At 73.4% G+C, this 24435-nt stretch carries 20 protein-coding genes; 4 read left to right on the top strand and 16 right to left on the bottom strand.

All coding sequences use genetic code 11. The features are described from left to right. The 9 genes from ACZ7JZ_RS06490 to nirB form a co-directional block, all read right to left on the bottom strand. On the bottom strand, window positions 1–369 hold the full coding sequence (locus ACZ7JZ_RS06490; protein ID WP_470933854.1) for a hypothetical protein: 369 nt from the start codon (window positions 367–369) through the stop codon (window positions 1–3). Further along, window positions 366–1037 carry a Rieske (2Fe-2S) protein gene (locus ACZ7JZ_RS06485; protein WP_470933852.1) on the bottom strand — a complete coding sequence of 224 codons (672 nt, stop codon included), beginning with the start codon at window positions 1035–1037 and terminating at the stop codon, window positions 366–368. The genes ACZ7JZ_RS06490 and ACZ7JZ_RS06485 overlap by 4 nt, the downstream gene beginning before the upstream one ends. Next, window positions 1034–1633 (bottom strand): 4Fe-4S dicluster domain-containing protein, encoded by a 600-nt coding sequence (locus ACZ7JZ_RS06480; protein ID WP_470933850.1) that lies wholly within the window; start codon window positions 1631–1633, stop codon window positions 1034–1036. Before ACZ7JZ_RS06480 ends, ACZ7JZ_RS06485 begins: the two co-directional genes overlap by 4 nt. An 8-nt stretch (window positions 1634–1641) precedes the next feature. Next, window positions 1642–3966 carry a molybdopterin oxidoreductase family protein gene (locus ACZ7JZ_RS06475; RefSeq protein WP_470933848.1) on the bottom strand — a complete coding sequence of 775 codons (2325 nt, stop codon included), beginning with the start codon at window positions 3964–3966 and terminating at the stop codon, window positions 1642–1644. Next, a complete protein-coding gene (locus tag ACZ7JZ_RS06470) occupies window positions 3963–5066 on the bottom strand; it encodes an MFS transporter (RefSeq protein WP_470933846.1) in 1104 nt (367 codons plus the stop codon). The genes ACZ7JZ_RS06475 and ACZ7JZ_RS06470 overlap by 4 nt, the downstream gene beginning before the upstream one ends. 67 nt (window positions 5067–5133) lie before the next feature. Further along, window positions 5134–5979: a pyruvate formate-lyase-activating protein gene (pflA, locus tag ACZ7JZ_RS06465; RefSeq protein ID WP_470933844.1), complete on the bottom strand. Its 846-nt coding sequence runs from the start codon at window positions 5977–5979 to the stop codon at window positions 5134–5136. Between the two features lie 115 nt (window positions 5980–6094). Then, window positions 6095–8365 carry a formate C-acetyltransferase gene (pflB, locus tag ACZ7JZ_RS06460; protein ID WP_470933842.1) on the bottom strand — a complete coding sequence of 757 codons (2271 nt, stop codon included), beginning with the start codon at window positions 8363–8365 and terminating at the stop codon, window positions 6095–6097. 270 nt (window positions 8366–8635) lie between these two features. After that, complete coding sequence (locus tag ACZ7JZ_RS06455) at window positions 8636–10048, bottom strand: NarK family nitrate/nitrite MFS transporter (protein ID WP_470933840.1); 1413 nt, start codon at window positions 10046–10048, stop codon at window positions 8636–8638. A gap of 203 nt (window positions 10049–10251) precedes the next feature. Continuing rightward, on the bottom strand, window positions 10252–13056 hold the full coding sequence (nirB, locus tag ACZ7JZ_RS06450; protein WP_470933838.1) for a nitrite reductase large subunit NirB: 2805 nt from the start codon (window positions 13054–13056) through the stop codon (window positions 10252–10254). Window positions 13057–13463: 407 nt separating this feature from the next. Between nirB and ACZ7JZ_RS06445 the strand changes: the two genes are divergently transcribed. The 3 genes from ACZ7JZ_RS06445 to ACZ7JZ_RS06435 all read left to right on the top strand — a co-directional run bounded on the left by ACZ7JZ_RS06445 (window position 13464) and on the right by ACZ7JZ_RS06435 (window position 17013). Beyond that, window positions 13464–14240: a sirohydrochlorin chelatase gene (locus ACZ7JZ_RS06445; protein WP_470933836.1), complete on the top strand. Its 777-nt coding sequence runs from the start codon at window positions 13464–13466 to the stop codon at window positions 14238–14240. A gap of 209 nt (window positions 14241–14449) precedes the next feature. Then, window positions 14450–15610: a low temperature requirement protein A gene (locus ACZ7JZ_RS06440; RefSeq protein WP_470933834.1), complete on the top strand. Its 1161-nt coding sequence runs from the start codon at window positions 14450–14452 to the stop codon at window positions 15608–15610. Window positions 15611–15720: 110 nt separating this feature from the next. Beyond that, window positions 15721–17013 carry a cytochrome P450 gene (locus ACZ7JZ_RS06435; RefSeq protein WP_470933832.1) on the top strand — a complete coding sequence of 431 codons (1293 nt, stop codon included), beginning with the start codon at window positions 15721–15723 and terminating at the stop codon, window positions 17011–17013. A 78-nt stretch (window positions 17014–17091) separates the two neighbouring features. Here ACZ7JZ_RS06435 and ACZ7JZ_RS06430 read toward each other — a convergent pair whose 3' ends face one another. Both ACZ7JZ_RS06430 and ACZ7JZ_RS06425 read right to left on the bottom strand, forming a co-directional pair. After that, window positions 17092–17592: a DUF5949 family protein gene (locus tag ACZ7JZ_RS06430; protein WP_470933830.1), complete on the bottom strand. Its 501-nt coding sequence runs from the start codon at window positions 17590–17592 to the stop codon at window positions 17092–17094. Window positions 17593–17659: 67 nt separating this feature from the next. Next, window positions 17660–18298: a DUF4352 domain-containing protein gene (locus ACZ7JZ_RS06425; protein WP_470933828.1), complete on the bottom strand. Its 639-nt coding sequence runs from the start codon at window positions 18296–18298 to the stop codon at window positions 17660–17662. Between the two features lie 156 nt (window positions 18299–18454). Here ACZ7JZ_RS06425 and ACZ7JZ_RS06420 point away from each other — a divergent pair, with 156 nt between their 5' ends. Continuing rightward, the gene (locus tag ACZ7JZ_RS06420; RefSeq protein WP_470933826.1) at window positions 18455–18901 is read left to right on the top strand and encodes a DUF6299 family protein; all 447 of its coding nucleotides are present in this window, start codon (window positions 18455–18457) and stop codon (window positions 18899–18901) included. Window positions 18902–18958: 57 nt separating this feature from the next. Here the strand turns inward: ACZ7JZ_RS06420 and ACZ7JZ_RS06415 are convergent, their stop codons facing one another. The 5 genes from ACZ7JZ_RS06415 to ACZ7JZ_RS06395 form a co-directional block, all read right to left on the bottom strand. Continuing rightward, window positions 18959–19210 carry a hypothetical protein gene (locus tag ACZ7JZ_RS06415; protein ID WP_470933824.1) on the bottom strand — a complete coding sequence of 84 codons (252 nt, stop codon included), beginning with the start codon at window positions 19208–19210 and terminating at the stop codon, window positions 18959–18961. A gap of 95 nt (window positions 19211–19305) precedes the next feature. Further along, window positions 19306–21351 (bottom strand): SpoIIE family protein phosphatase, encoded by a 2046-nt coding sequence (locus ACZ7JZ_RS06410; protein ID WP_470933822.1) that lies wholly within the window; start codon window positions 21349–21351, stop codon window positions 19306–19308. Window positions 21352–21373: 22 nt separating this feature from the next. Continuing rightward, window positions 21374–21556 carry a hypothetical protein gene (locus ACZ7JZ_RS06405; RefSeq protein WP_470933820.1) on the bottom strand — a complete coding sequence of 61 codons (183 nt, stop codon included), beginning with the start codon at window positions 21554–21556 and terminating at the stop codon, window positions 21374–21376. Window positions 21557–21601: 45 nt separating this feature from the next. Then, window positions 21602–22894, bottom strand: coding sequence for an NAD(P)-binding domain-containing protein (locus ACZ7JZ_RS06400; RefSeq protein WP_470933818.1), 1293 nt, complete (start codon window positions 22892–22894; stop codon window positions 21602–21604). 62 nt (window positions 22895–22956) lie between these two features. After that, the gene (locus ACZ7JZ_RS06395; protein WP_470933816.1) at window positions 22957–24294 is read right to left on the bottom strand and encodes a carboxylate--amine ligase; all 1338 of its coding nucleotides are present in this window, start codon (window positions 24292–24294) and stop codon (window positions 22957–22959) included. Window positions 24295–24435: the final 141 nt, after the last annotated feature.

Below are 24435 nucleotides of genomic sequence, written 5' to 3'. Positions count from 1 at the left end.
TCATCGGTCCTTCGGGTCGAGGAGCCAGAGGCCGAGGACGACCAGGAAGGACAGGACCAGGAATCCCGCCCCCCACCAGGCCGTGCCGGTATCGCCCTGCATCCACTCGTTGACGGTGACGGTCAGCGCCCAGAGCTGGCCGACCACCACCGTCAGGGCCAGGACCAGGCGGGCCGTCAGCTTCGAGGAGCGCTCGGGCTCCTGCTCGGTGCCGGCGCCCGGGCCGGGGCCGGTGTGCCGGATCCGGGGGTCGCCGTAGCCGCTCGTCGCGCGGATCTGGGGATAGCGCTCGCTGACCGGGCGGTTCAGCCGCGGCTGGGCGCTGCCGGGGCTGTAGGCGGGCCGGGGGGGTACCTGCGGTTCGCTCATGTCCGCCTGCTCTCGGTGGAGCGGGCCGCGCCGGGACAGCCGAAGCGTGCTGCCATCTCGGGGCGGGACTCGCTGAACTGCCGGCACAAGGCCTCCTTGTCCGGTTCTCCCGACCGTGCGGTGGCGACGGCCCAGACGCTGCCGTCGGGCTCCTCGATCAGGAAGATCCTGGGGAGCGGGCGCGGCGGCGGGCCCGCGGACACCTCGCCCGTACGCGCGTCGAAGATCCCCTCGTGGCAGGGGCAGTACAGCTCCCCCTCGGCCCCGCGGTCCTCGCGCCAGAGCACGGCGCAGGCCAGGTGGGTGCAGACGGCGGAGTAGCCGACGAGGGTGCCGTCCTGGAGGCGGACCGCGAGGGCCCGGTCCTCCTCCTCGGGGTAGCGGAAGGCCACGGACTCGCCCGGCAGCAGCCGGTCGGTGACCTTCTTGGGCTCGGGCGCCCCCTCGCTGTCCCCGTGCCGGTGCAGGATGCCGGAGGCCACGCCGATGCCGCCGATGGCGAGGCCGCCGGAGACGGTGGCCACGATCCTCAGGTAGTCGCGGCGGGTGGTCAGGGAGTCGGCGCTGATGCGGTCGCGCAGCTGCGCGTGGGCCGCGTCGGCGGTGTCGGGGGAGGTGTCTGCGGGGTCGCCGCCGGGGGCCGGGGCGGGCTGTTCGGTCACGCTCATCGGACGTCCACTCCGTTGACCTCGACGACGGGCAGGCCGCCGGGAACCGGCCACTGGACCTTCTCGGCGGGCACGACCATCGCCACGCCGGTGTTGACCACGACGTCCCCGAAGGCGAAGGAGTCGGCGACCTGCACCCCGGGGCGCTCGGCCTGGAGTTCCTCGAGCGTCCCGTAGAACAGCGCCCCGGTGGGGCAGACCGTGGCGCACATGGGGGCCAGGCCGTAGGCGGTGCGGTCGTAGCAGAGGTTGCACTTCATCTGGAGCTTCGCCTGGAGGTCGATCTTCGGGACTCCGAAGGGGCAGGCGTTGACGCAGTTGGCACAGCCGATGCAGCGGGTGGTGTCGGCCTGCTGCACCACGCCGTCGGCGGTCACGAGGATCGCATCGGCGGGGCAGACCTCGGCGCAGGGGGCCACCGGGTCCTCGCAGTGCATGCAGACGGTGGGAAGGGAGGCGACGGAGCGACCGGGTTCGGTGTAGTCGAGGTGGATCATGGACTTGCCGCGGTGCGAATCGCATTCGCGGCAGGCGGAGACGCAGGCCTGGCAGCCGATGCAGCGCCCCGGGTCGATGAAGATCGTCTTTCCCATCATGGCGGGGCTCAGCCTCTCTCCGCCGTGCCACGGCCCTGGGGGGACGTGGGCGGCAGGGGGTCGGTGCGGGAGACCTGGGTTTCCGGGTAGGCCTCGCGGCCGGGCGCGGTGGGAGGGGCCGGGACCTCGTCGATCCGCTCGGCGGCCTCGATCCGGGCGGCGCAGACCTTGTACTCGGGGATCTTCGAGCGGGGGTCCAGGGCGTCGATGGTGAGGGCGTTGGCGGCCGTGGGCACGGGCCAGTGGTACGGGACGAAGACCGTGTCCGGGCGGATGGCCTCGGTGACCAGGGCGGGGAAGACCTCGCTGCCGCGGCGGGTGACGACGCGCACGGGGTCGCCGTTGCGGAAGCCGTGCGAGGGGTGGACCTCCACCCAGGGGCGGGGGGTCTGCTCGACCAGGGCGCCGAGGCGGCGGGTCTGGTTGCCGGACAGGAAGTGGGCGACGGTGCGCCCGGTGGTGAGGGAGAGGGGGAACTCCTCGGTGTAGGCGTCCATGGGGGGATGCCATTCGACGACCTGCATGTGGATCTTGCCGTCGGGGTGGTAGGTGCGGCCGTCCTCGAAGAGGCGGGGGGTGCCCGGGTGGTCGGTGGCGGGGCAGGGCCAGGAGATCCCGCCGGTCTCCTCCAGCCGGTCGTAGGTGATCCCGTAGTAGTCGTTGACGGTGCCGGCCGAGGCGGTGCGCAGCTCCTCGAAGACCTCGCGGGAGCCGGGGAAGTCGAACTTGTCCCCCGCGCCGAGGCGTTTGGCGAGTTCGCAGATCACCCAGGTGTCGGTGCGCACACCGGCGGGGGGTTCCTGGGCCTTGTTGTGCTTGACCACCCGGGCTTCGGCGTTGGCCATGACGCCTTCGTCCTCGGCCCAGGTGGTGACGGGGAAGACCACGTGGGCGTTGGCCGCGGTTTCGGAGAGGAAGAAGTCGAATTGGGCGTGGAACTCGGCGGTGTCGTACCCGTCCTTGACCACTGCGTAGTTGGGCAGGGAGACGAACGGGTTGTTGCAGATGCCGATCAGGCCGCGGATCTCGCGGCGCTGCATCTGCCAGACCATCTCCATCATGGAGGTGCCTGCGGCGGGGAGTTCGGACTCCTCGATGCCCCAGATCTCGCAGATCTGGCGGCGGTGCTCGGGGTTGCTGATCGAGCGGCCGCCGGGGAGGAGGTCGGACTTCTGGCCGTGTTCGCGGCCGCCCTGTCCGTTGCCCTGGCCGGTGATGGTGCCGTAGCCGGCGCCGGGCTTGCCGATGTTGCCGGTGGCGACGCACAGGTTGATGACGGTGAGGCAGTTCTCGACGCCCTGGGAGTGGTGCTCGATGCCCCGGGCGTGCCAGGCCATGGCCTTGCCGGCGCCCGCGAAGGCCCGCGCGACCTGGACGACCTGCTCGGCGGGGATCCCGCAGATCTCGGCGGCCCGCTCGGGCGGGTACGCGGCGACGGTGTCGCGGACCTCCTCCCAGCCGGTGGTGTGGGCGCCGACGTAGGCCTCGTCGTCCAGACCCTCCTTGATGACGACGTGGAGGACGGCGTTGAAGAAGGCGGCGTCGGTGCCGGGCTTGAGGGCGACGTGGATGTCGGCGGTGCGGGCGATGGCCGTCTCGCGCGGGTCCACGACGATGAGGGTGGCGCCCCGGTCGCGGGCCCCCCACAGGTACTGGGTCATGACGGGGAAGCACTCGCCGACGTTGGAGCCGGCGATGAGCAGGCAGTCGGTGAGGAGGATGTCGGAGAAGGGGTTGCCGGCCCGGTCGATGCCGAAGGCGAGCTTGTTGGCGCCTGCGGCGCTGACCATGCACAGGCGGCCGTTGTAGTCGACGTGCTTGGTCTTGAGGGCGATCCGGGCGAACTTGCCCACGAGGTAGGTCTTCTCGGAGAAGAGGCTCGCGCCGCCGAGCAGGCCGAAGGCGTCGTTGCCGTACCGGCCCTGGATGCGCCGGATCTCGGAGACGGTGAAGTCGAGGGCCTCCTCCCAGGAGGCCTCCCGGAAGGGCTCTTCGCGGGAGCGCCGCATCAGCGGGGCGGTGAGCCGGTCGGGGTGGTTGACCTGCTGGTAGGCGTTGATGCCCTTGGGGCAGAGCCGCATGCGGTTGATGTCGTGGTTGCGGGGTTCGACCCCGAAGACCTTGCCGCCCGCGTCCACCCGCAGGTACATCCCGCACTGGACCCCGCAGAAGCAGCAGTGGGTGGGGACGAGGGTCTCGCCGTTCTGGTCGGCGTGCCACTGGTCGGCCGGGATGCCGCCGGCGTCGCGGAAGTTCCGGGTTCCGGGCGGGGCGATCGACGGGTCGATCGGGAGCTGCCGGGATGAGGACTTCGGCTGGGGGGCGGCGGTCATTTGAAGCCCTTCTTGACGTGGGTGAGGTAGGCGTTGCCGCGCAGCACGCGCTTGCAGCGCGGGCAGTACTCGGCCCATTCGTCGAAGTCGAGCTTCAGGTCGCGCATGGTGCCGCGCAGGTTCTCCACGTAGGGGGCGGTGTCGACGGGTTCGCCGCAGCGCTTGCAGGCGAAGACCTTCTCGTCCTGGCGGCCCGTGTACTTGAACAGCTGCATGCCGACGGCCGCGGGCCGCTGGACGATGTGGAAGAACTTCCCGAAGGGGATGTAGATCAGGGTGAAGACCACCGAGACCATGTGCAGGATCGCCAGGAACTCGTAGCCGCCGCCGTGCAGGAAGATCGAGGAGAAGGTGAGGAGGAGGCCCGTCACGGAGATGACGATCAGCATGATCAGCGGGAGCAGGTCGTAGGCGAACCGCTGGCCGGTGATGGCCCCGCGGTCCTTCATGCGCCGCCACAGGAAGTAGGAGGCGCCGGGGATGACGAGGAGCGCGGCGACGTCGAGGCCGTGGAACATCAGCCAGCCGATGATGTTCAGGGAGTCGAAGCCGAGGACCTTGAAGCCCCAGATCCGCATCTCGTAGCCGGGTCCGGACCCGGTGGACGAGGTGAAGGTGAACCAGCCCCAGGTGAGGGGGAAGGTGATCAGGGCGGCCAGGATGCAGCCCCAGAAGATCAGCTGGTGGGCGGCCCAGCGGGCGTGCGAGCGGGCCCCGAGGAACTTCTGGAAGCCGAGGTAGGTGGCGATCATCTTCGGCAGGGCGGTGGGCGCTTTGCGGAAGTTGGCCGTGGAGAAGAGGCTCCCGAAGCCCTTCTTGAACAGTCTGCGCGCGCCCGGGGAGGACACCCACACGGTGTAGCGGTAGGCGACCCCGAAGGCCAGGAAGACCGTGGCGACTGCGTACGGCAGCAGGGCCGAGTCGAAGTCGCGCAGGAACCGGCTGCCCAGGACGATCGCGACGACGAGCAGGAGGGAGACGGCCGTGCCGGCCAGAGTGGCCCGTGCGGTGACGGAGCGCCTGGCCGGCGGTGGCTGGGGCGCCTCGGGGGGAGGTGCCGGAGGAGGCGGGGAGGCGACTGCTTCTGTGGGCTCGGACACAGAACCACGCTAGGTGGTGTGACCTGGTTCAGCCCGTTATGCCGGGTCTGGTTGTCGGCCGAACGGGTTAGACGGCGTGGAGGCCTTCGGCGGCGAAGACCTCCCTGGCCCCGGCGATCTGCTGCGGGGTCGGGGAGGGGGTGTCCCGGAGGGTGAAGTCCATGCCGAGGGCGTCCCACTTCGACTCGCCCAGCTTGTGGAAGGGGAGCACGTCGACGCGGGAGACGTTGCCGAGGGAGCTGGCGAAGCGGGCCACGCCCTCGATGTTCTCGCGGGCGTCCGTCAGCCCGGGGACCAGGACGAAGCGCAGGTGGACCTCCTTGCCGAGGCAGGCGAGGCGGCGGGCGAAGTCCAGGGTGGGCTGGAGGGCGCGTCCGGTGACCCTGCGGTAGGTCTCGGGCTCCCAGGACTTGATGTCGAGGAGGACGAGGTCCACGTCGCGCAGCAGGGCGTCGGTGGCGCGGGCCCCGAGGAAGCCGGAGGTGTCGAGGGCGGTGTGCAGGCCGAGCTCGTGCTTCATGCGGTGCAGGAGTTCGCCCGCGAAGACCGGCTGGAGCAGCGGTTCCCCGCCGGAGACGGTGGCGCCGCCGCCCGAGGCGGCGATGAAGCGGGTGTACTTGCGGGCCTCGGCGATGACGTCGTCGGCGGAGGTGCGCTTGCCGTTGCGCATCCGCATGGTGTCGGGGTTGTGGCAGTACAGGCAGGTCAGGGGGCAGCCGGAGAGGAAGGTGACGAAGCGGGTGCCGGGGCCGTCCACACCGGTGGACAGGTCCCAGGAGTGCACCGAGCCCTCGCTCGGCCGGTGGGTGGCCGCGGCCGCGGGGGTGGCGCAGGCGCTGGGGCCGGCGGGGGCGGCGGAAGCGGCAGCGGCGGCGGGTCCGACGGGGATGCTCGGGCCGAGGAGGACGGTCATGGCAGGTTCCTCTCGAGGGGGCGGGCGGATGGGCGGGTGGTGCGGTGCGGCGCGGTCCGGGGCCGGGGTGAGGGTCCGGCCCCGGGCCGCGCGGCCGGTGGGGCTCCCGGAGGGGTCAGAGGGAGCCGTGGAAGGTGCGGTTCAGGACGTCGAGCTGCTGGTCGCGGGTCAGCCGGACGAAGTTCACCGCGTAGCCGCTGACGCGGATGGTGAGCTGCGGGTAGTTCTCCGGGTGCTCCATGGCGTCCTTGAGCGTCTCCCGGTTGAGGACGTTGACGTTCATGTGGAAGCCGTCGCTGGCCATGTAGCCGTCGAGGACCCCGGCCAGGTTCCTGATCCGCTCCTCGGGGGTGCGGCCCAGGCCGTCGGGGGTGACGGTGTTGGTCAGCGAGATCCCGTCCTCGGCGTCCCGGTAGGGCAGCTTGGCCACGGACAGGGCCGAGGTGACGTAGCCGTGGGTGTCGCGGCCGTTCATCGGGTTGGCGCCCGGGGAGAAGGGCTCGCCGGCGCGGCGGCCGTCGGGGGTGTTGCCGGTCTTCTTTCCGTAGACCACGTTGGAGGTGATGGTCAGCACGGACTGGGTGTGCTCGGCGTTGCGGTAGGTGGGGTGCTTGCGCACCTTCTTCATGAACTCCTCGACCAGCCAGACGGCCATGTCGTCGACCCGGTCGTCGTTGTTGCCGAAGGCCGGGTACTCGCCCTCGACGGTGTAGTCGGTGGCCAGGCCGGTCTCGTCGCGGTGGGCGGTGACCCTGGCGTACTTGATGGCGGACAGGGAGTCGGCGGCCACCGAGAGGCCGGCGATGCCGCAGGCCATGGTGCGGTGGACGTCGCGGTCGTGGAGGGCCATCTCGATGCGCTCGTAGGCGTACCGGTCGTGCATGTAGTGGATGACGTTCAGGGCGTGGACGTAGGTGCTCGCGAGCCACTCCATCTGCGCGTCGAACTTCTCCATCATCTGCGCGTAGTCGAGGACCTCGCTGGTGAGGGCGCCGGTGGCGGGGCCGACCTGGGCGCCGGACTTCTCGTCCCGGCCGCCGTTGATCGCGTACAGGAGGGTCTTGGCGAGGTTGACGCGGGCGCCGAAGAACTGCATCTGCTTGCCGACGGGCATCGCGGAGACACAGCAGGCGATGGCGGTGTCGTCGCCGAAGCGCGGGCGCATCAGCTCGTCGGACTCGTACTGCACCGAGGAGGTGTCGATGGAGACCCTGGCGCAGAACTCCTTGAAGCCCTGGGGCAGCTGCGGGGACCAGAAGACCGTCATGTTCGGCTCGGGGGCCGGGCCGAGGTTGTAGAGGGTCTGGAGGTAGCGGAAGGAGGTCCTGGTGACCAGCGGGCGGCCGTCCTCGCCCATGCCGGCGATGGACTCGGTCACCCAGGTCGGGTCGCCGGAGAACAGCTCGTCGTACTCGGGGGTGCGCAGGAAGCGCACGATCCGGAGCTTGATGATGAAGTCGTCGACGAGCTCCTGGGCCTGCTCCTCGGTGAGGAGCCCGGACTCGATGTCGCGCTGGAGGTAGACGTCGATGAAGGTGGAGGTGCGGCCCAGCGACATCGCGGCGCCGTTCTGCTCCTTCACGGCGGCGAGGTAGGCGAAGTAGAGCCACTGGATGGCCTCGCGGCCGGTGCCGGCGGGGGCCGAGATGTCGTACCCGTACGTCGCCGCCATGGCCTTCAGCTCGCCGAGGGCGCGCATCTGCTCCGAGAGCTCCTCGCGCAGCCGGATGGTCTCCTCCAGCGGCCGGTGGCCGGCGGGCAGGGTGTCGAGCTCGGCCTTCTCCTCCTTCTTGACCTGGATGAGGCGGTCGACGCCGTACAGGGCCACGCGGCGGTAGTCGCCGATGATGCGGCCGCGGCCGTAGGCGTCCGGGAGTCCGGTGACGATGCCGGCCTTGCGGGCGGCGCGGATCTCGGGGGTGTAGGCGTCGAAGACCCCGGCGTTGTGGGTCTTGCGGTACTCCGTGAAGACCTTCTCCAGCTCCTCGGAGACCGGGTAGCCGTAGGTCTCCAGGGCGCCGGCCACCATGCGCCAGCCGCCGTACGGCATGATCGCGCGCTTGAGCGGGGCGTCGGTCTGGAGGCCGACGATGAGGTCCTTGGCGCGGTCGATGTAGCCGGGGGCGTGCGCGGTGATGGTGGAGGGGATGTCGTACGCGATGTCGTAGACGCCCTTCTCGCGCTCCTCCGGGAACTTGTCGGTGATCGCCTTCCAGACGGCCGTGGTGCGCTCAGTGGGCCCGGCGAGGAAGGAGTCGTCGCCCTCGTACGGCGTGTAGTTCTGCTGGATGAAGTCGCGGACGTCGATGGCGTCGCGCCACAGGCCGCCCTTGAAGCCCTTCCAGACCCCGTCGTTGACCGTTGCTTCCGCAGGAGTGGCAGTCATGGCCCGCACCTTCCGAGTCGCTTCGTCGCTTGCCTCCATTCCACTCCTTTTGATCGATCATTTGTGTCCGCGTTGGTCCCCTCCTGGCACCCGAAGGTCCCGGCCCCCATCCGGGCCCACACCCCCGCACCGCATCTGACCTGCGATTTCAAGGAGGACCAAGGTCCACTGTGCGCTTGTGAAAGCATTCACAAGAATCTCGTCGGGGCGGTACGGCAGCGGGCCGGGTCCGCCGCAGCAGACCCGGCCCGCAGGCCCGCACCGGACTCCCTAGCTGGGCGCCTCGGCGCCCTTGCGGGCGTAGAACCACCAGGCCACGACCACGCAGCTGGCGTAGAAGCCCACGAAGCCCCACATCGCGCTGGTCACCGCGAAGTTGGCGAACATCGCCGGGATGAAGAAGAACCCGTACGCGGCGATGGCGGCCGTGAAGCCGGTGACCGCGCCCGACTCGATCTCCGCCTGCTTCAGGGCGGCGGCGTACTCGGGGGTGCCCTCCGCCAGCCCCTTCAGGTGCTGGTTGCGGAAGATCACCGGGATCTGCCGGAAGGTGGAGCCGTTGCCGATGCCGGAGAAGAAGAACGCCGACAGGAAGCAGAAGAAGAACCCGTAGAAGCTGCCCGGGGAGGAGCCGGAGGGCAGGAAGGTGATCACGCCGATGATCGAGCCGGCCATGCCGACGAAGGACAGGATCGTCACCCGCGCGCCGCCCAGCTTGTCCGCGATCCAGCCGCCCGCCCAGCGCGCCAGGGCGCCCAGCGCCGGGCCCATCCAGGCGTAGGTGGCCACGGAGTAGTCCGGGAAGGTGGTCTTGATCAGCAGCGGCAGGGCGGCGGCGAAGCCGATGAAGGAGCCGAAGGTGCCCACGTACAGCCAGGTCATCAGCCAGTTGTGCTTGCGCTTGAAGATGATCTTCTGCTGGCTGAAGGGGGTCGAGGCCACCTTGAGGTCGTTCTGCCCGAACCAGGACACGAGCGCGAGGACCACCAGGACCGGGACCCAGACGAAGGCCGCGTTCTGCAGGTAGATCTCCGACCCGTCGGCCTTCTTCTGGCCGGCGCCGATCGCCAGGACGGAGGTGGTGATCAGGATCGGGGTGAGCAGCTGCACCACGGAGACGCCGAGGTTGCCCAGGCCGCCGTTGATGCCCGTGGCGTTGCCCTTCTCCTGCTTGGGGTAGAAGAAGCCGATGTTGGCCAGCGAGGAGGAGAAGTTCGCGCCGCCGATGCCGCAGAGGGCGGCGATGCCGATCATCACGGCGTACGGGGTCTCGGGGTTCTGCACCGCGAAGCCCAGCCACAGCAGCGGGACGATCAGCACGACCGTGGACAGGGCCGTGAACCGGCGCTGGCCGATCCTCGGGCCGAGGAAGGTGTAGAAGATCCGCGCGGTGCCGCCGGTCAGTCCGGGCACGGCGGTGAGCCAGAACAGCTGGGACTGGCTGAAGCCGAAGCCGACGTCCTTCAGGTTCGTCGCCGTGATGCTCCAGACCTGCCAGACCACGAAGGCCACCAGCAGGGCGGGCACCGCGATCCACAGGTTGCGGGTGGCGACCCGCTTGCCGGTGGACCGCCAGAACGACGGATCCTCCGGGGTCCAGTCGGTGATGGTGCGCCCCGGACGGTACTGCTCCGGGTCGGGGGCGGTGAGCGGTCGTACCGCTTCCTGCGTGGCGGAACTCATGGGGCGTCCTGACACGTTGAGAGGGCTGAGACGGGTCCTTGCCTATCCAGGTTCCGCCCGCGCGGGGCCCCCGCGTCAGGGGCGAACGTCGCGTGGGCGACGGGACAAGGTCCCGCCGCCCACACTCCGTTGGACCACACGCGCAGGCCCACACGCGCAGGCCCGCCCGCCGGGCGTCCGCCGGGCGTGCGGGGCCGGCCCGCTCAGCCGAGTTCGACCACCGGGAGCGCCACCTGCGGATCGTCCAGGCAGACCCCGGTGCGCAGGTCGAAGACCTGCTTGTGCATCGGCGAGGCCACGACCGGCACCCCGTCGCGCGTGCCCATGATCCCGTGGGCGATCACCGCGGCCCCCGAGTACGGGTCCCGGTTCCCGACGGCGTACACGGCGCCCGCGCGGTCCTTGAACAGGGCGGCCTCGGTGCCGTCCGCGAGGACGGCCCGCCGCCCGCGGCCCGGCTCCAGCACCCCCGCCCCGAAGTCCGCACCGGGACCGTCGCCCGCGCCCGCACCGCGGCCCGCCGTCCCGCCCAGGGGCCCGAAGCGCTCCAGCGCCGCCGGATCCTCCAGCACGGCCTGCCACTCGTCCTCGTACGCGGCCACGTGCCGCTCCATCTGCGCCTCCAGTTCGGCGCAGATCCCCAGCGAGTCCTCGACCAGCACCTCGCGCAGGTGCCGGACGCCCTCCCCGGAGCCGCCGAGGCGCTCCAGCCAGGCCGCCGTGCGCTCCAGCCGTTCGCCGGTGCGCACGTAGTACATGAGGAACCGGTCGACCAGTGCGAACAGCTCCCCCGCCGACAGGTCGGAGGCCAGCAGGTCGGCGTGGCGCGGCACCGCGCCGCCGTTGCCGCCCACGTACAGGTTCCAGCCCTTGGCGGTGGCGATGACCCCGATGTCCTTGCCGCGGGCCTCGGCGCACTCGCGCAGGCAGCCCGAGACCCCGCCCTTGAACTTGTGCGGGGTGCGCAGCCCCCGGTAGCGCAGCTCCAGGTCGACGGCGAGCTGGATCGAATCGCCCTGCCCGAAGCGGCAGAAGCGGGCACCGACGCAGGACTTCACCGCGCGCAGGGACTTCCCGTACGCCTGCCCCGACTCGAAGCCCGCGCCGCCGAGCCGCCGCCAGATGTCCGGCAGCTGTTCGGCCCTCGCGCCGAACAGGCCGATCCGCTGGGCGCCGGTGATCTTCGTGTAGAGCCCGTAGTCCCGGGCGACCTCGCCGAGGGCGACGATCTGCTCGGGGCTGATCTCGCCGCCCGCGACCCTCGGGACCACCGAATAGGTGCCGTCCTTCTGGAGGTTGGCGAGGAAGAGGTCGTTGGAGTCCTGGAGGGAGGCCTGTTCGCCCTCCAGGATGTGCCGCAGGCCGAGTTCGGGCGCGAGGGTGCCGAGGACGTTCGCGACCACCGGCTTGCAGACCTCGCAGCCCTCTCCGCCGCTGCCGTGGGCCGCCAGCAGCTCGCTGAAGGAGCGGATCCGCTCCCTGCGGACCGTCTCGTAGATCTCGGAGCGGGTCAGCGCGAAGTGCTCGCACAGCCCCCGCTGCTTCTCGACCCCGGCGGCGGCGAGTTCGGCGTCGAGGACGGCCTGGAGGGTGCCGAGACAGCCGCCGCAGCCGGTCCCGGCCTTGGTGCACTTCTTGATCCCGCCGAGGTCGGTCAGGGAGTGCTCGGCGACCGCCGTGCGGACCTGCGCCTTGGTGACGTTGTGGCAGCTGCACACCACGGCCTCGTCGGGCAGCGATTCGGCGCCGGGCAGCGACTGCGCGGTGCCGGAGGCGGGCAGCAGGAAGGCCTCGGGCGGGGCGGGGAGCTGCCGGCCCGCGTGCGGTTTGAGGGAGCCGTAGGCCCCGGCGTCGCCGACGAGGATGCCGCCGAGGAGGGAGCCGTCGGGGCCCAGCAGCAGCTTCTTGTACACGCCCTCGCGGGTGTCGGAGAAGACCACGGACACCGCGCCGTCGCGGCCCTCGGGGGCGAAGGGGTCGCCGAAGGAGGCCACGTCGGCGCCCATCAGCTTGAGCTTGGTGGAGGTGTCGGCCCCGGTGAAGACGGTCCGGCCGTCGCCCGCGAGGGCGTCCGCGACGGTCTCGGCCATCTGGTAGCCGGGGGCGACCAGCCCGTACACCCGCCCGTCGGCGGTCTGCGCGCACTCCCCGACGGCGTAGACGTACGGGTCGCTGGTGCGGCAGTGCGCGTCCACGACCACGCCGCCGCGGTCCCCCACGGCGAGCCCGCACTCCCGGGCCAGCCGGTCGCGCGGCCGCACTCCGGCCGAGAAGACGACCAGGTCGGCGCTGATCTCCTCGCCGCTGGTCAGCCGCAGGGCGCGGGTGCGGCCCGCGGCGTCGGTGCGGACCCCGCCGGCGCCGACCCCGGTGTGCACGGCCACGCCCATGGACTCGATGGTGGCGCGCAGCGCGGCGGCCCCGCCGTCGTCGACCTGGAGCGGCATCAGGCGGGGCGCGAACTCGACCACGTGCGTGGTCAGTCCGAGGGTCCGCAGGGCGCCCGCGGCCTCCAGCCCGAGCAGTCCGCCGCCGATCACGACGCCGGTGCGGGAGTGGGCGGCGTAGGCGGTGAGGGCCTCGACGTCGTCGAGGGTGCGGTACGTGAAGCAGCCCTCGGCGTCGGCGCCCTCGATCGGGGGCACGAAGGGGTACGAGCCGGTGGCCAGCACGAGCGCGTCGTAGCGGACCGCGGCGCCGGAGGCGGTGGTGACCGTGCGGGCCGCGGTGTCGATCTGCGCGGCCGGGTCGCCGAGTCGCAGGTCGATGCCGTGGTCCTCGATGAACCCGGGCTCCCCGAGGGAGAGTTCGGCCGCCCCGGTGCCGGTGAAGGCGGCGGACAGGTGCACCCGGTCGTAGGCGGGGCGACGCTCCTCGGCGAGGACGACGGCCCGCCAGCCGGCGCCGTCCGGCGCGCCGGGGGCGGCGAGCGCGCCCCGCTCCGCGAGCGCCTCCAGCAGGCGGTGCCCCACCATGCCGTGGCCGATGACTACCAGCGTCTGCGCCATGGGTCTCTCCGTTGCCCTCGCGTGCCTGTGCTTTCGACCGTAGGTCGGCCGCCGGGGCCCGGACCGCCGAAAAGGACCCCGGCGGGCGGGACCCGGGACCCCCTTCCGCCCGGGACCTGCGACCCGCCCGCCGGGCCTTTGGACGCCCCCGCGCGGACGCCGGCGGGGCCTAGCGTGGGCAGGGGCGCCCGGACCGCCCGCCGCCCCCGCAGCCGGACCGGATCCGCACCGCCCGCGCGGGGCCGGGGCGGACCGCACCCGCGCCCCGGACGCCCGTACGGACACCCGGACCGGACCGGGCGGGCCCGACCCGCCCCGCCCGGCCGGCCCGGAACGGAACGGACTGGCCCCGACCGGACCGGACCGGAACCGGATCAGCCCGCCCCGCCGAGGAGGAAGGCACCCCCATGCTCGTACTCGCCGTGCACGGCAGCGCGGTCCCCGCGGCCGCCGCCACCATCGGCCGCCTCGCGGACTCCGTCGCCTCCCTGCACGGGGTGCGCCCCCTGGTCGGCCACCTCGACCTCCAGCGGCCCTCCCTCGCCGAGGCGGTCCGCGCACACCCCGGGGCGGTGGTGGTCCCCCTGCTGCTCGGCGACGGCTACCACCGCCGGGTGGACATCCCGGCAGTCCTCGCGGGCACCGGCTGCGTCCTGGCCGAGGGCCTCGGCGGGGAGCCCGACATCGGGCTCGCGCTGTACGGGCGGCTGCGCGAGGCCGAGCTGCGGATCTGCCCGCACGCCCGGGCGGACGCCGTGGTCGTGGCGGGCGCGGGCTCCTCCCGCCCGGGCGGGAACGCCGGTACGGAGACGGCCGCGGCCCAGCTGTCCCTGCTCCTGAACTCCCCGGCCCCCGGGGAGCGGGCCCCCACGAGCCGCACAGCCCCCGTTCCCCCCGCCACCCCCGCCATCCCGGTAGTCCCCGCCATCCCCGTAGTCCCCGCCTACCTGACCTCCGCCACCCCCACCGTCCCCGAGTCCCTGGACCGCCTGCGGGCGGCCGGGTACCGCCGGATCGCGGTCGCCGCGCACCTGCTGGCCCCCGGCCGGTTCACCCGCACCCTGGCCGCCTCCGGCGCCTGGGCGGTCACCGAGCCGCTCGCGGACCACCCCCGGGTGGCCCGCCTGGTGGCGCGGCGGGCAGCCGCGGCCGCCCCGGCCGCCCGTACCGCGTCAGCCGCCTGACCGCTCCCGGTCCCGGCGGGCGGGCGCCTGCGGTCCCGCCCGCCCGATCCGCCCGACCCGCCCGATCCGCCCGCCCGATCCGACCTGCCGACCCCGCCCGGCCCCGCCAGAGCGGCTCCCCCGCCCCCGCGCAGCCGCCCGGGGCATGGCGCCCGCCCGGACCGCGCGCCGGTACGGGCGGGCGCGCGTACCCGTGCTGTCCTGGGCCGATGGCGTACCTCCCGATGACCGCTCGCAGCCGCGCCGAGGAGCACCGCGCGGCCACCCCGCTGGAGCTGTTCTTCGACCTCTGTTTCGTGGTCGCGGTGGCCCAGGCGGGCCGGCAGCTGGTGCACGCGCTGGCGGAGAACCACCCCGGCACCGGCATCACCGGCTACCTGTTCGTCTTCTTCGGCGTGTGGTGGGCCTGGATGAACTTCACCTGGTTCGCCTCCGCCTACGACGTGGACGACGTCCCGTACCGCATCGCGACCCTGGTGCAGATCTCCGGCGTGCTCGTGTACTCCGCGGGGATCCCCCGGGCGTTCAACGACAACGACTGGACCGTGGCCGTCATCGGCTACCTGGTCATGCGCGTGGCCCTGACGGCCCAGTGGCTGCGGGCCGCCGCCGCGGAGGGCCCCGGCACGGCCCGGCAGTGCGCGCTGCGGTACGCCCTCGGACTGGTGGTCTGCCAGGCGGGCTGGATCGGCCTCCTGTGGGCACCGGAGGGGGCGCGGCGCTGGCTGTTCCTGGTGCTGGTCGTGGCGGAGCTGCTCGTTCCGGTGTTCGCGGAGCGCAGCCACCAGACCCCCTGGCACCCGCACCACATCGCGGAGCGGTACGGGCTGTTCACGATCATCGTGCTCGGCGAGACCATCGCGGCGGCGACGGTGGCCGTGCAGTCGGCGCTGGACGAGCACGAGGCGCTGGACCTGCTGCTGCCGATCGCGGCGGGCGGGCTGCTGCTGGTGTTCGCGGCCTGGTGGATCTACTTCGCCGTACCCGTGCACGAGCGGCTGGGCTCCAACCGGGAGGCCATCCCCTGGGGCTACGGGCACTTCGTGATCTTCGGGTCGGCGGCGGCGATCGGGGCGGGCATCGAGGTGGCCGTCGAGCACGCGGTGGGCAAGGCGCACGTCTCCACGGTCGCGGCGAACGCGGCGGTGACCGTGCCGGCGGCGGTGTTCCTGATCGCCGTCTGGCTGCTGCACTCCCGGCACTTCAAGAGCGGACCGGCGCAGCAGGCGCTGCTGCCCCTGACCGCGGCGGCGGTCCTGGCGTGCACGTACACCGGCTCGTACGGGGTGCTGTGGGTCGGGCTGGTCGCGGCCCTCGCGGTGGGGGTCGGGGTCGCCCTCGCCCACGGGAACGTCCGCGTCCCCTCCTGACCGCCGCGCCCGGCACCGTACGTCACCTCCCGCGCACCCGCGGCGTTCTAGCGGCAGGACGCGCGACGGCACACGCGCGGCAGGACGCGCGACAGGAAAGAGGTACGGCCATGAGGATCCCGGCACAGGGCGCGGGCGAGCCGGCGGGACCGGCGGGAGTCGGGCAGCCGGCGGGCGCGCCGACGGCGCCCGGCCTGGCGGACCCGGCGTTCTGGCAGCTGCCCCCGGCCGACCGGCTGGCGCACTTCGCCGCCCTGCGCGCCCTGGACTCCCCCGTGTACGTGCCCGAGGGCCGCGGCCGGGGGCACTGGGCGCTGGTCCGGCACGCCGACGTGCAGGAGGCGAGCCGGCTGCCGAAGGTGTTCGCCAGCGCCCCGGGGGTGACGACCCCGGAGCCGGCCCGCTGGGTGCGCGCGCTGTTCGGGGACTCGATGGTGAACCTGGACGGGCCCGACCACGCCCGGCTGCGCAAGGTCGTACAGCGGGCCTTCACCCCGCGGCTGCTCGCGCAGGCGGAGCGGGACATCGACGCGGTGGCCGCGCGGATCGTGGACGACATGCTGGCGCAGCGGCCGCAGGAGTTCGTCACCGCGGTGTCCTCGCGGCTGCCCCTGGAGGTGATCTGCAACATGATGGGGATCCCGGAGCGCTACCGTCCGGAGATCGCCGACCGGGTCAACCACGCCTCCGAGAACATCGGGGTCGAGCGGGGCCTCGCCGACCGGCTGCGGATGCCCGGCCGGGGGCTGCGCGCGCTGGCCCGGATGCAGCGGATGGTGGCGGGGATCGGGCGGGAGCGGCGGCGCGATCCGCAGGACGACCTGATCTCCGCGCTGGTGACCGCGAACGTGGACGGACAGGCCCTGGGCGCGCGCCAGTTGGGGGCGTTCTTCTCGCTGCTGATGGTGGCGGGGGTGGAGACCACCCGCAACGCCATCACCCACGGGCTGGCCCTGCTCACCGATCATCCGGACCAACGGGAGCTGCTGGTCTCAGACTTCGGGGCGTACGCGGACGGGGCGGTGGACGAGATCGTCCGGCACTCCACGCCGATCATCCAGTTCCGCCGGACGGTGGCGGCCGAACACACCCTGGGAGGGCGGACTTTCCTGCCGGGCGAGAAGGTGGTGCTGTACTACGCCTCCGCGAACCGCGACGAGGCGGTCTTCGGGCCCGATCCCGACGCCTTCGACATCACCCGCAGCCCCAATCCCCACCTCGGGTTCGGGGGCGGCGGACCGCACTTCTGCCTGGGGGCCCATCTGGCCCGGCAGGAGATGAAGGCCCTGTTCCGGGAGCTGCTGACCCGCCCGCGGGACCTGCGCGCGGTGGGCCTGCCCGATCTCGCCGGGTCGAACTTCGACAACCGCGTCCGGTCGCTGAAGTTCACGTTCACGCCGTAGTCCGTGCCGCGCGGTGGACCGGCCGCCGCCGGGCGGGCTGGGGGCCCGGCGGCGGCCGGCGGCCGCGGCGGCGCAGGGTCACTTGCGCAGCTTGGTCACCGGAAGCACGATGTGCGCGCTGCTGGTCAGGTTGGCCTCGTTGCCCGCGAAGGCCTGGAGCATGTCGGCGGTGACGGGGCGCCCGGGCTGGGCCTCGGGCCAGGGGCGGGTGGCGAAGAGGAAGTACACCTGCCCGGACTCGTCGGCCGCGGCGATCCACTCCGGCGGGGCGCTGCACTTGGCGTTGAGTCCGGGCATGGTCAGGGCGGCCTGCTCGGCCTCGACCAGCACGGTGATCGGGAAGCCGGGGCGGCTGGTGCCGTCCAGGACCTCGGTGCCGATGGGCAGTCCGATCTCCCCGAGCAGCTCGCGGGCGGCCTCCTCGGCGGCGGCGGGGCCGCCCTCGCCGTCGCCGAGCGAATAGGCCAGCAGGTACGGGACGTCGTGGCCCTCTTCGGGGTCGCCGATCCACGCGAGGACGGAAAGGGTGCCCAGCCGGGCGGCGCGCGTGGTCGCGGATTCGGTGTGAGTCGAAGTCATGCGCCGCACCCTAGTGGTCTTTTCCCCGCGCCTTTCGCGGCCGTTCACCTGGTCGGGCTAGATACCCCTAGATATGCCAGAACCCTTCCCCGGAATTCGGCTGCATGTTCGCGTCCCGGTACTGGAGCTGAACAATGCGCACGTTCTCCGGAATATCGAACACCACCCATCCCTCGACCCGCTCCCCGACCTCCAGGGATTCAAAGGAGAGCGGCTCGCCGGTGGTGAGCCGGCCCGCCTTGACGGCGGGGTGGCGGCGCCCCTCGCCGTCGATCGCCCACATCTTCCCGAGCTCCCCGTACGAGGCCCCGCCCACGTTGACGAAGGCCATGTCCGCGCCGACCCAGCGCCTGCCCTCGGCCGGCGCGCGCCCCTTCTCGGCGCTCACGGCGGGGTCCACGTACGCGTCGAGCACCGCCTGCAGGTGCCGTCCGACCCCGCGTCCGTGCAGGTTGACGGCCTCTCCGAGGCGGGCGGGGCGCCGGTCCCCCTGCCCCGCGCCCCCCGCGCCCCGCCCTTCGGCCTTCCCCGCGTCCCTCCCCCCGGCGGCCGGGGCCGCGGGGGCGTGGGCGGGGGAGGCGGCCGGGTCGGAGAGCTCGGCGCGGGGGGCGCTCTGGCAGCCCGCCGTACCGAGCAGGAGCAGGGGCAGGAAGGCCAGGGTGAGGGGGGCGGCTTGCCGCATGAGGGGGCGCGTGGGGGGTCGCATGGGGGTCCCTTCGGGGCTGGGTGCGGCCATCCTCACGCGGCCGCACGGGCAAATGCCCATAACGACACGGGCGACTGCGGTGAGTTCCGGGCACGCGATCAGCACAATTCGGTTCGACGGCTCCCGCCGCCGCCCCCACGATCCCGGAGGAAAAGCATGCGCATTCCCGCAGTCGCCGCCGCCTGCCTGGCCCTGACGGCCCTTTTCGCCACGCCCGCCGCCGCCCAGGGCTTCGACGGTGACATCTCCGTACGAGACGAGGCGCATATCGCGCCCGACGGGACCCTCACCCTTTCCGGCGGCTACCGCTGCGAGGGTGTGTCACCCACAGGGAGGGTCTTCGTGGCCAGCAGCCTGGTCCAGGACGTGCACGGCAGCGAGCGCCGGATCGGCTTCAACGGCACGGAGGCGGTCTGTGACGGCCGCTGGCACGAGTGGCGCAGCAGCGGCCCCGTGGACGGGCTGGTGCGGATGGGCTTCCACGACGGCCCGGCGCGGGTGGACGCCCGGCTGATGACCCTGGGCTCCGAGGGCGGTCTGCCGGCCCCGCGGGTCCTCAGCGGGCACGAGCACCCGGTGGTGCTCCACGACCACCGCAGCTGACGGGACCGGCCTCACCCGGCTCCCCCCGCCGCGCGCTGACGGCCACGCCGACTGCCGTCAGCGGCACTCGGGGGCGATCCCGGACACCGACAGGTAGGCCACCGAGCGGCAGCCGGGCCCTTCCGGGGCCCGGTCCGCCGCGTACGCGGCGAGGGCGGGGATCCCCGCCGCGACGAGCAGCAGCAGTGCCAGCAGTCCCTTGACCGGGACACCGGCGGTACGGGCTCCCGGGCCGGGCTCCGCCGGTGTGCCCGGCGACCCCGCCCTCCCCGGCGCCCCCGGTGCGCTCCGCCCGGCCGGGCGGCTCACGGCGTGTTCCGTTCCATGGGCCGATCATCACCCCGCGGACGGGGGTCCACAACCGGGAGTAGCCGTACGGGCACCCTCCGCTCCCGCGGTCCCGCTCAGCCCTCCCCCGGCGCCTCGAACTCGCACCACACGGCCTTCCCGTCGCCCCGGGACTCCACCCCCCAGTGCGCGGCCAGCGCGTCCACCAGCAGCAGCCCGCGCCCGGTGGTGGCCGCCTCGCCGGGGGTGCGGCGGCGCGGCCAGACGCTGGAGCGGTCCTTGACCCAGAGCCGGATCCGGCGGACCGGCTCGGGCAGCACCTCCATGGTGAGCACGGCCCCGCCTTCGGTGTGCAGGAGGGCGTTGACGAGCAGTTCGCCTGCGGCCAGCTCCACGTCGTCGGCCAGTCCCGGCATCCCCCAGTCGCGCAGGGCCTGCCGCAGGGCGTAGCGGGCCTCGGAGAGGCCCTCGGGGTCGGCCTGGTGGACGTACTGGTGGATGCGCGGGGCCCGGTGGGTGCCGGGGTCGGGGGCGCGGCGCAGGACGAGCAGGGCCACGTCGTCCCCGGAGCCCCAGCGCTCCCAGAGCCGGTCGGAGAGGTGGTCGGCGAGGGCCCCGGCCTGCTGGGGGCCGCTGCGGACGGCCTGGGCCAGGGCGTCCATGCCGGCGGTGATGGCCGTGCCGGGCTCCTCGACGAGGCCGTCGGTGCACAGCACGAGGGTCTCGCCGGGCACGAGGTCGAGGCGGGTCTCGGGGAACTCCTCCTGTTCGAAGACGGAGGCGAGGCCGAGCGGTAGCCCGCCGCGCAGGTTGGGCCAGCCGGTACGGCCGTCCGTGTGGCGGATCAGCGGCCCCAGGTGCCCCGCGCGCACCGCCCGTACCCCGCCGGTCTCCAGGTCGACCTGGGCGTACGTGCAGGTGGCGAAGCGCTCGGTGTCCAGTTCGGCGAGGAAGCGGGAGGCGCGGGCGAGCACGGTGGAAGGCGGGTGCCCCTCCCCCGCGTACGCGCGCAGGGCGATCCGCAGCTGGCCCATGATGGCGGCGGCGTGGGTGTCGTGGCCCTGGACGTCGCCGACGACGATGCCGACCCGGTCGCGGGGCAGGGCGATCACGTCGTACCAGTCCCCGCCGACCTCCCGGCCGCTCCAGGCCGAGTGGTAGCGCACGGCGATCTCGCCGCCGGTGATCTCGGGGATGCGGCGCGGCAGCATGGCGGCCTGGAGGCCGGTGGCGAACTCCCGCTCCTGGTCGAAGAGCAGGGCCCGCTGGAGGGACTGGGCGACGATGCCGGCGAGGCCGAGGCACAGGTTGCGCTCCTCGGGGCTGAACTCGGTGCGCCGCCGGTAGAAGAGCACGAGTCCGCCGATGGCCTTGGCCTGGGCGATCAGCGGCAGGTAGGCGGCCGCGTCGTACTCGATGCGCTCCAGGTACGGCCCGATCAGCGGGAACTCCTCGCCGAGGGCGCCGAGCGAGGTGGCGAAACGTGCCTGCCGGGTGAGCACCGCCTGCGAGAGCGGCAGCTGGCCGTCCAGCCGGGTGAACCTGCGCTCGCTGAGGATCTCCAGGGACTCCCCGCTCAGCGCGATGATCTTGATGGCGCCGTTCTCGACCAGCCCCAGCGCCAGCCCGTCCGCGCCGAGCCGCTCCAGGGCCCCCGCGCCGGTCAGCGTGGCCGTCACGTCGTCCACGGTGACCGCCCGCGACAGGGCCTCGGTGGTGCGCTGCACGATCGTGGTCTGCTTGGCGCGGGCCGCCTCCAGCTTCCGCAGCAGCGTGGAGTGGGCCAGCTCGGCGGTGGCGTCGCGGACGATGCCCACGATCCGGCGGGCCGAGCCGTCGGACTCCCGCAGGATCCGGCCCTGCGTGTGCGTCCACTGCTCCTCGCCGTCGCGGCGCTGCACCGTGAAGTACGAGCCGTACGAGGACTCGCCCGCGGCCAGCGCCGCCTCGACGGCCGCGGAGAGCCGGGCCCCGTCGTCCTCGGGCACGCGCAGGCCCAGGCCCTCCGGGGTCCCGTCGAACTCCCCCGGCGCCAGGTCGAAGACGGACATGCCGCCCGCGTCGAGATCGAGCGTGCCGCGGTCCAGGTCCCAGACGAAACTGCCCATCCGGTTCAGGGCCAGCCGCTCGCCCGGCCCGATCCCGGGCTCCGCCTCGCTCATGGACCACCTCCCGGTACTGGTGTCAGGGGCCGGGCCAGCACGGCTGCGAGATCAGCCGCTCCCACTCCTCGTCAGGATGCCCGGGAAGGGTCCGCCCGGCCTCCCGCCAGCGCTTGAGGAGGGAGGAGTAGATCTCCGACTGGTCGTACTGCTCCGTACGGGGCCGGGCCGGGGGCTGCTCCCCGCGGCTCGCGGGAATGCGCACCCAACCCCGGCCCTGTGCCCGCTCCGGGCGCATCGCGAACCCCTCTCACCGCATGGACGACTTCGGGTACCCGGTGCCGAGCCCCGCCCGGCCGGCGCTGCCGCCGGCGCCGGAGGAGCCCGGGCGCCGCCCGCCGGCACCCAGGCGCCGGCGGACTCCTGCCACCAGTCTCCCCGCCGCGAAGCCCGCGCCGTGTACAAATCGCATGGAAGGGCCGAATGAGGGAGCGGTCAGCAGCCCCGCGAAGAACAGCCCGGGGTACGAGGACTCGAATCCGGCGCTCAGCTCCGGCGAGCCGCCGCCCCCGACCCGCCGCAGCCCCGCCCGCAGCCCCGCGTCCAGCAGCTCCAGCCGGTCCAGGTCCGGTACGAACCCGGTGGCCGCGATCACGTGCCCGGTGTCCACCACCACGTTCTCGCCCGCCTCCGTGGTGAGCCCCAGCCGGGTCCGCGACCCGGCCGCGATGGCCCGCTGGAGCCGGTGCCCCAGCAGGACGGGCACCCTGCCCTCGAAGCGCTCCCGCAGCCACCAGGCCCCCGCCGGGCCCAGTGCGGTGGCCGCGATCCGCTCCCGGGTCGCGGCCGGCAGCCGCCGCACCGCCCAGGGCAGCTCGGACCAGACCCAGCTGCGCCAGCCGGTGCCCAGCCCCGAGTGCGGGTTGCGCAGTGCGGTGAGGGCGGGCCGCTCCAGCGGGTGCGGCAGGGTGTTCCAGTGCAGCCGTCCCGCGCGGGCCACCAGCCGGGGCCGGGCGCCCAGCTCGGCCAGCAGGGTGGCGGTCTCCAGGGCGGCCTGCCCGGCGCCGATCACGGTGACGTCCTGGTCGCGGAAGCGGCCCAGGTCGCGGTGGCCGCTGCTGTGCGAGACGTGCGCCGCAGGCAGTCCCCGCAGGGCCCGCGGGTAGTGCACGAAGGGCATCACCCCGACCGCGAGGGCCACGGCCCGGGACACCAGCACGACCCCCTCCGCGGTGGTGGTGCGGAAGCCGTCCCCCTCCGGGCTCACCCCGGTGACGGTCAGCTCCTCCACGGGCGGCCCGGCCTGCCGGGCGAACCACTGCCCGTACTCGCTGTACACCCCGATCGGCAGCGGCCGGCCGTGCTCGGCGGGCAACCCCCGCTCCGCGCAGAACGCGGCGAGCCCGTGCGCCCCGCCGGGTGCGGACAGGTTCGAGGACCAGGGCTCGGACTTCAGGTACATCCCGTCGGGCATGTGGTCGCGCCAGGAGGCCATCGGCCGGCCGAGGACGCGTACGGACAGCCCCGCCGCGGCCGCGTGCGCGCCGACCGACAGCCCGTACGGGCCCGCCCCGACCACCACGAGGTCGTCCGTCTGCTTCATGAGCGCCCCCATGCGCGTCCCCTTCTCTCGGTACTCCGGCCGGGACCGGTCCGCGGCCCCGTTCATCGCGCGGCCGGGGCGCGCCCGGAACCGTCGCGGCTGTGGTCCGCCTGGGCGGCCGGGGTGTCCTCCCCGCCGCGCTGCCGGGGCGCCCGTACGGCGGCCCGGGCGCCGCGGCGGCCCTGGGCGGGGATCCCGCGCAGCGCCGACCAGACCCGGGCGCCGCCCTTCTGCGCCCCCCGGCCGAGGAGGGCCCCGGCCATCCCGAGGAAGGGCAGCGGGTCCCCGGCGGAGAACCAGGCGGGCTCCACCGGCCCCCCGCCCCCGCGGCCGGGCACCGACCGGGGCGCCGCGAGCGCCGCCAGCAGGGCGTAGTTCTCGGCGACGAAGACCCGGCCCGGCCCCCCGGCCCGGCGCGGCACCTGCTGCCCCGTCAGGTCCAGGTAGAGGGCCCGTACGAGGTCCAGCCCGGCGGTGTCGGTGAACAGCCGGAACTGGGCTCCGGGCCGCGGGTTGAAGTCCAGCAGCCGGGGGTTGCCCTGCGGGTCGCGGCGGAAGTCCAGGTCGAGGATGCCCGCGTAGCCCAGGCGCTCCGCCAGCCGCAGCCCGGCCCGCTCGACGGCGGGCTCGGGCAGCCAGCGGCCCATGGCCGTCAGCCCGGTGCGCACGGGCCAGGACAGCTCCTTGCGGCCGGAGCCGGCGAGCAGCGGGCGGCCCCCGGCGGCGAAGCAGCCGTGGAAGAACCAGTCCGTGCCGGGGCCGCCGGGCAGGTAGCGCTGGAGCAGCAGCCGGCTGCCGGCCTCCTCCCGCCGCTCGTAGAGCCTGCGGGCCTCGGCGGCCGTGGCGATCAGGGTGGTGCTGCGCAGCCCGGTCCCGGCGGGCAGCAGCCAGGGGCGGCTCCACTTGGCGATCACGGGCAGGCCGAGCCGCCAGGCGTCCGCGGCGGCCTCCGCGGCGCTGCCGGGCACGGCCGTCTCCGGGTGTCCGACGCCCCAGCGGGCGCACAGCCCGGCCAGCTCGGCCTTGTCGGCGACGCTCAGCGGGAGTTCGGGCGGCTGGCGGGGGCACAGGTAGCGGTCCGTCAGCCGGGGGGTGATCGCGGGCAGGGTGATGGCGCTGCGGTCGTCCATGGCGATCAGTACCGCCGGGCGCCCGATGCGCTCGGAGGCGCGCACCAGGCTGGCGGCCAGGGCCTCGGGCGAACCGTCGCCGCCGGGGCCTCGGTGGGAGGCGCGCAGGTGGCGCGAGCGGGACACCGGCCCGCCCCCGTCCTCGACCAGGGCGTGCACCTCGATGCCCGCGCGGCCCAGGGATCTGACGGCGCCGAGGGTTCCGTGGTGGAAGGGGTTCGGGTCGAGCCTGAGGAGCAGTACGGGCACATCCGTGGCGAACACGTGCATGAAACGGGTCTTTCACCTAGTCGGGCCAAGCAGAGGGTGTGCGCAGTCGCGAATGGCCTACCTCGGGGCCACCAGACAGGCCATTAGTCGGATTTGATGCCTAACGTCGTTGTCAAGCGCACCGATTCAGGGAGCCAGGAA

The organism is Streptomyces sp. NPDC038213 (genome assembly GCF_055600495.1).
The sequence above is the reverse complement of the archived record's forward strand: the minus strand, read 5'-3'. Positions and strand labels throughout refer to the sequence as shown.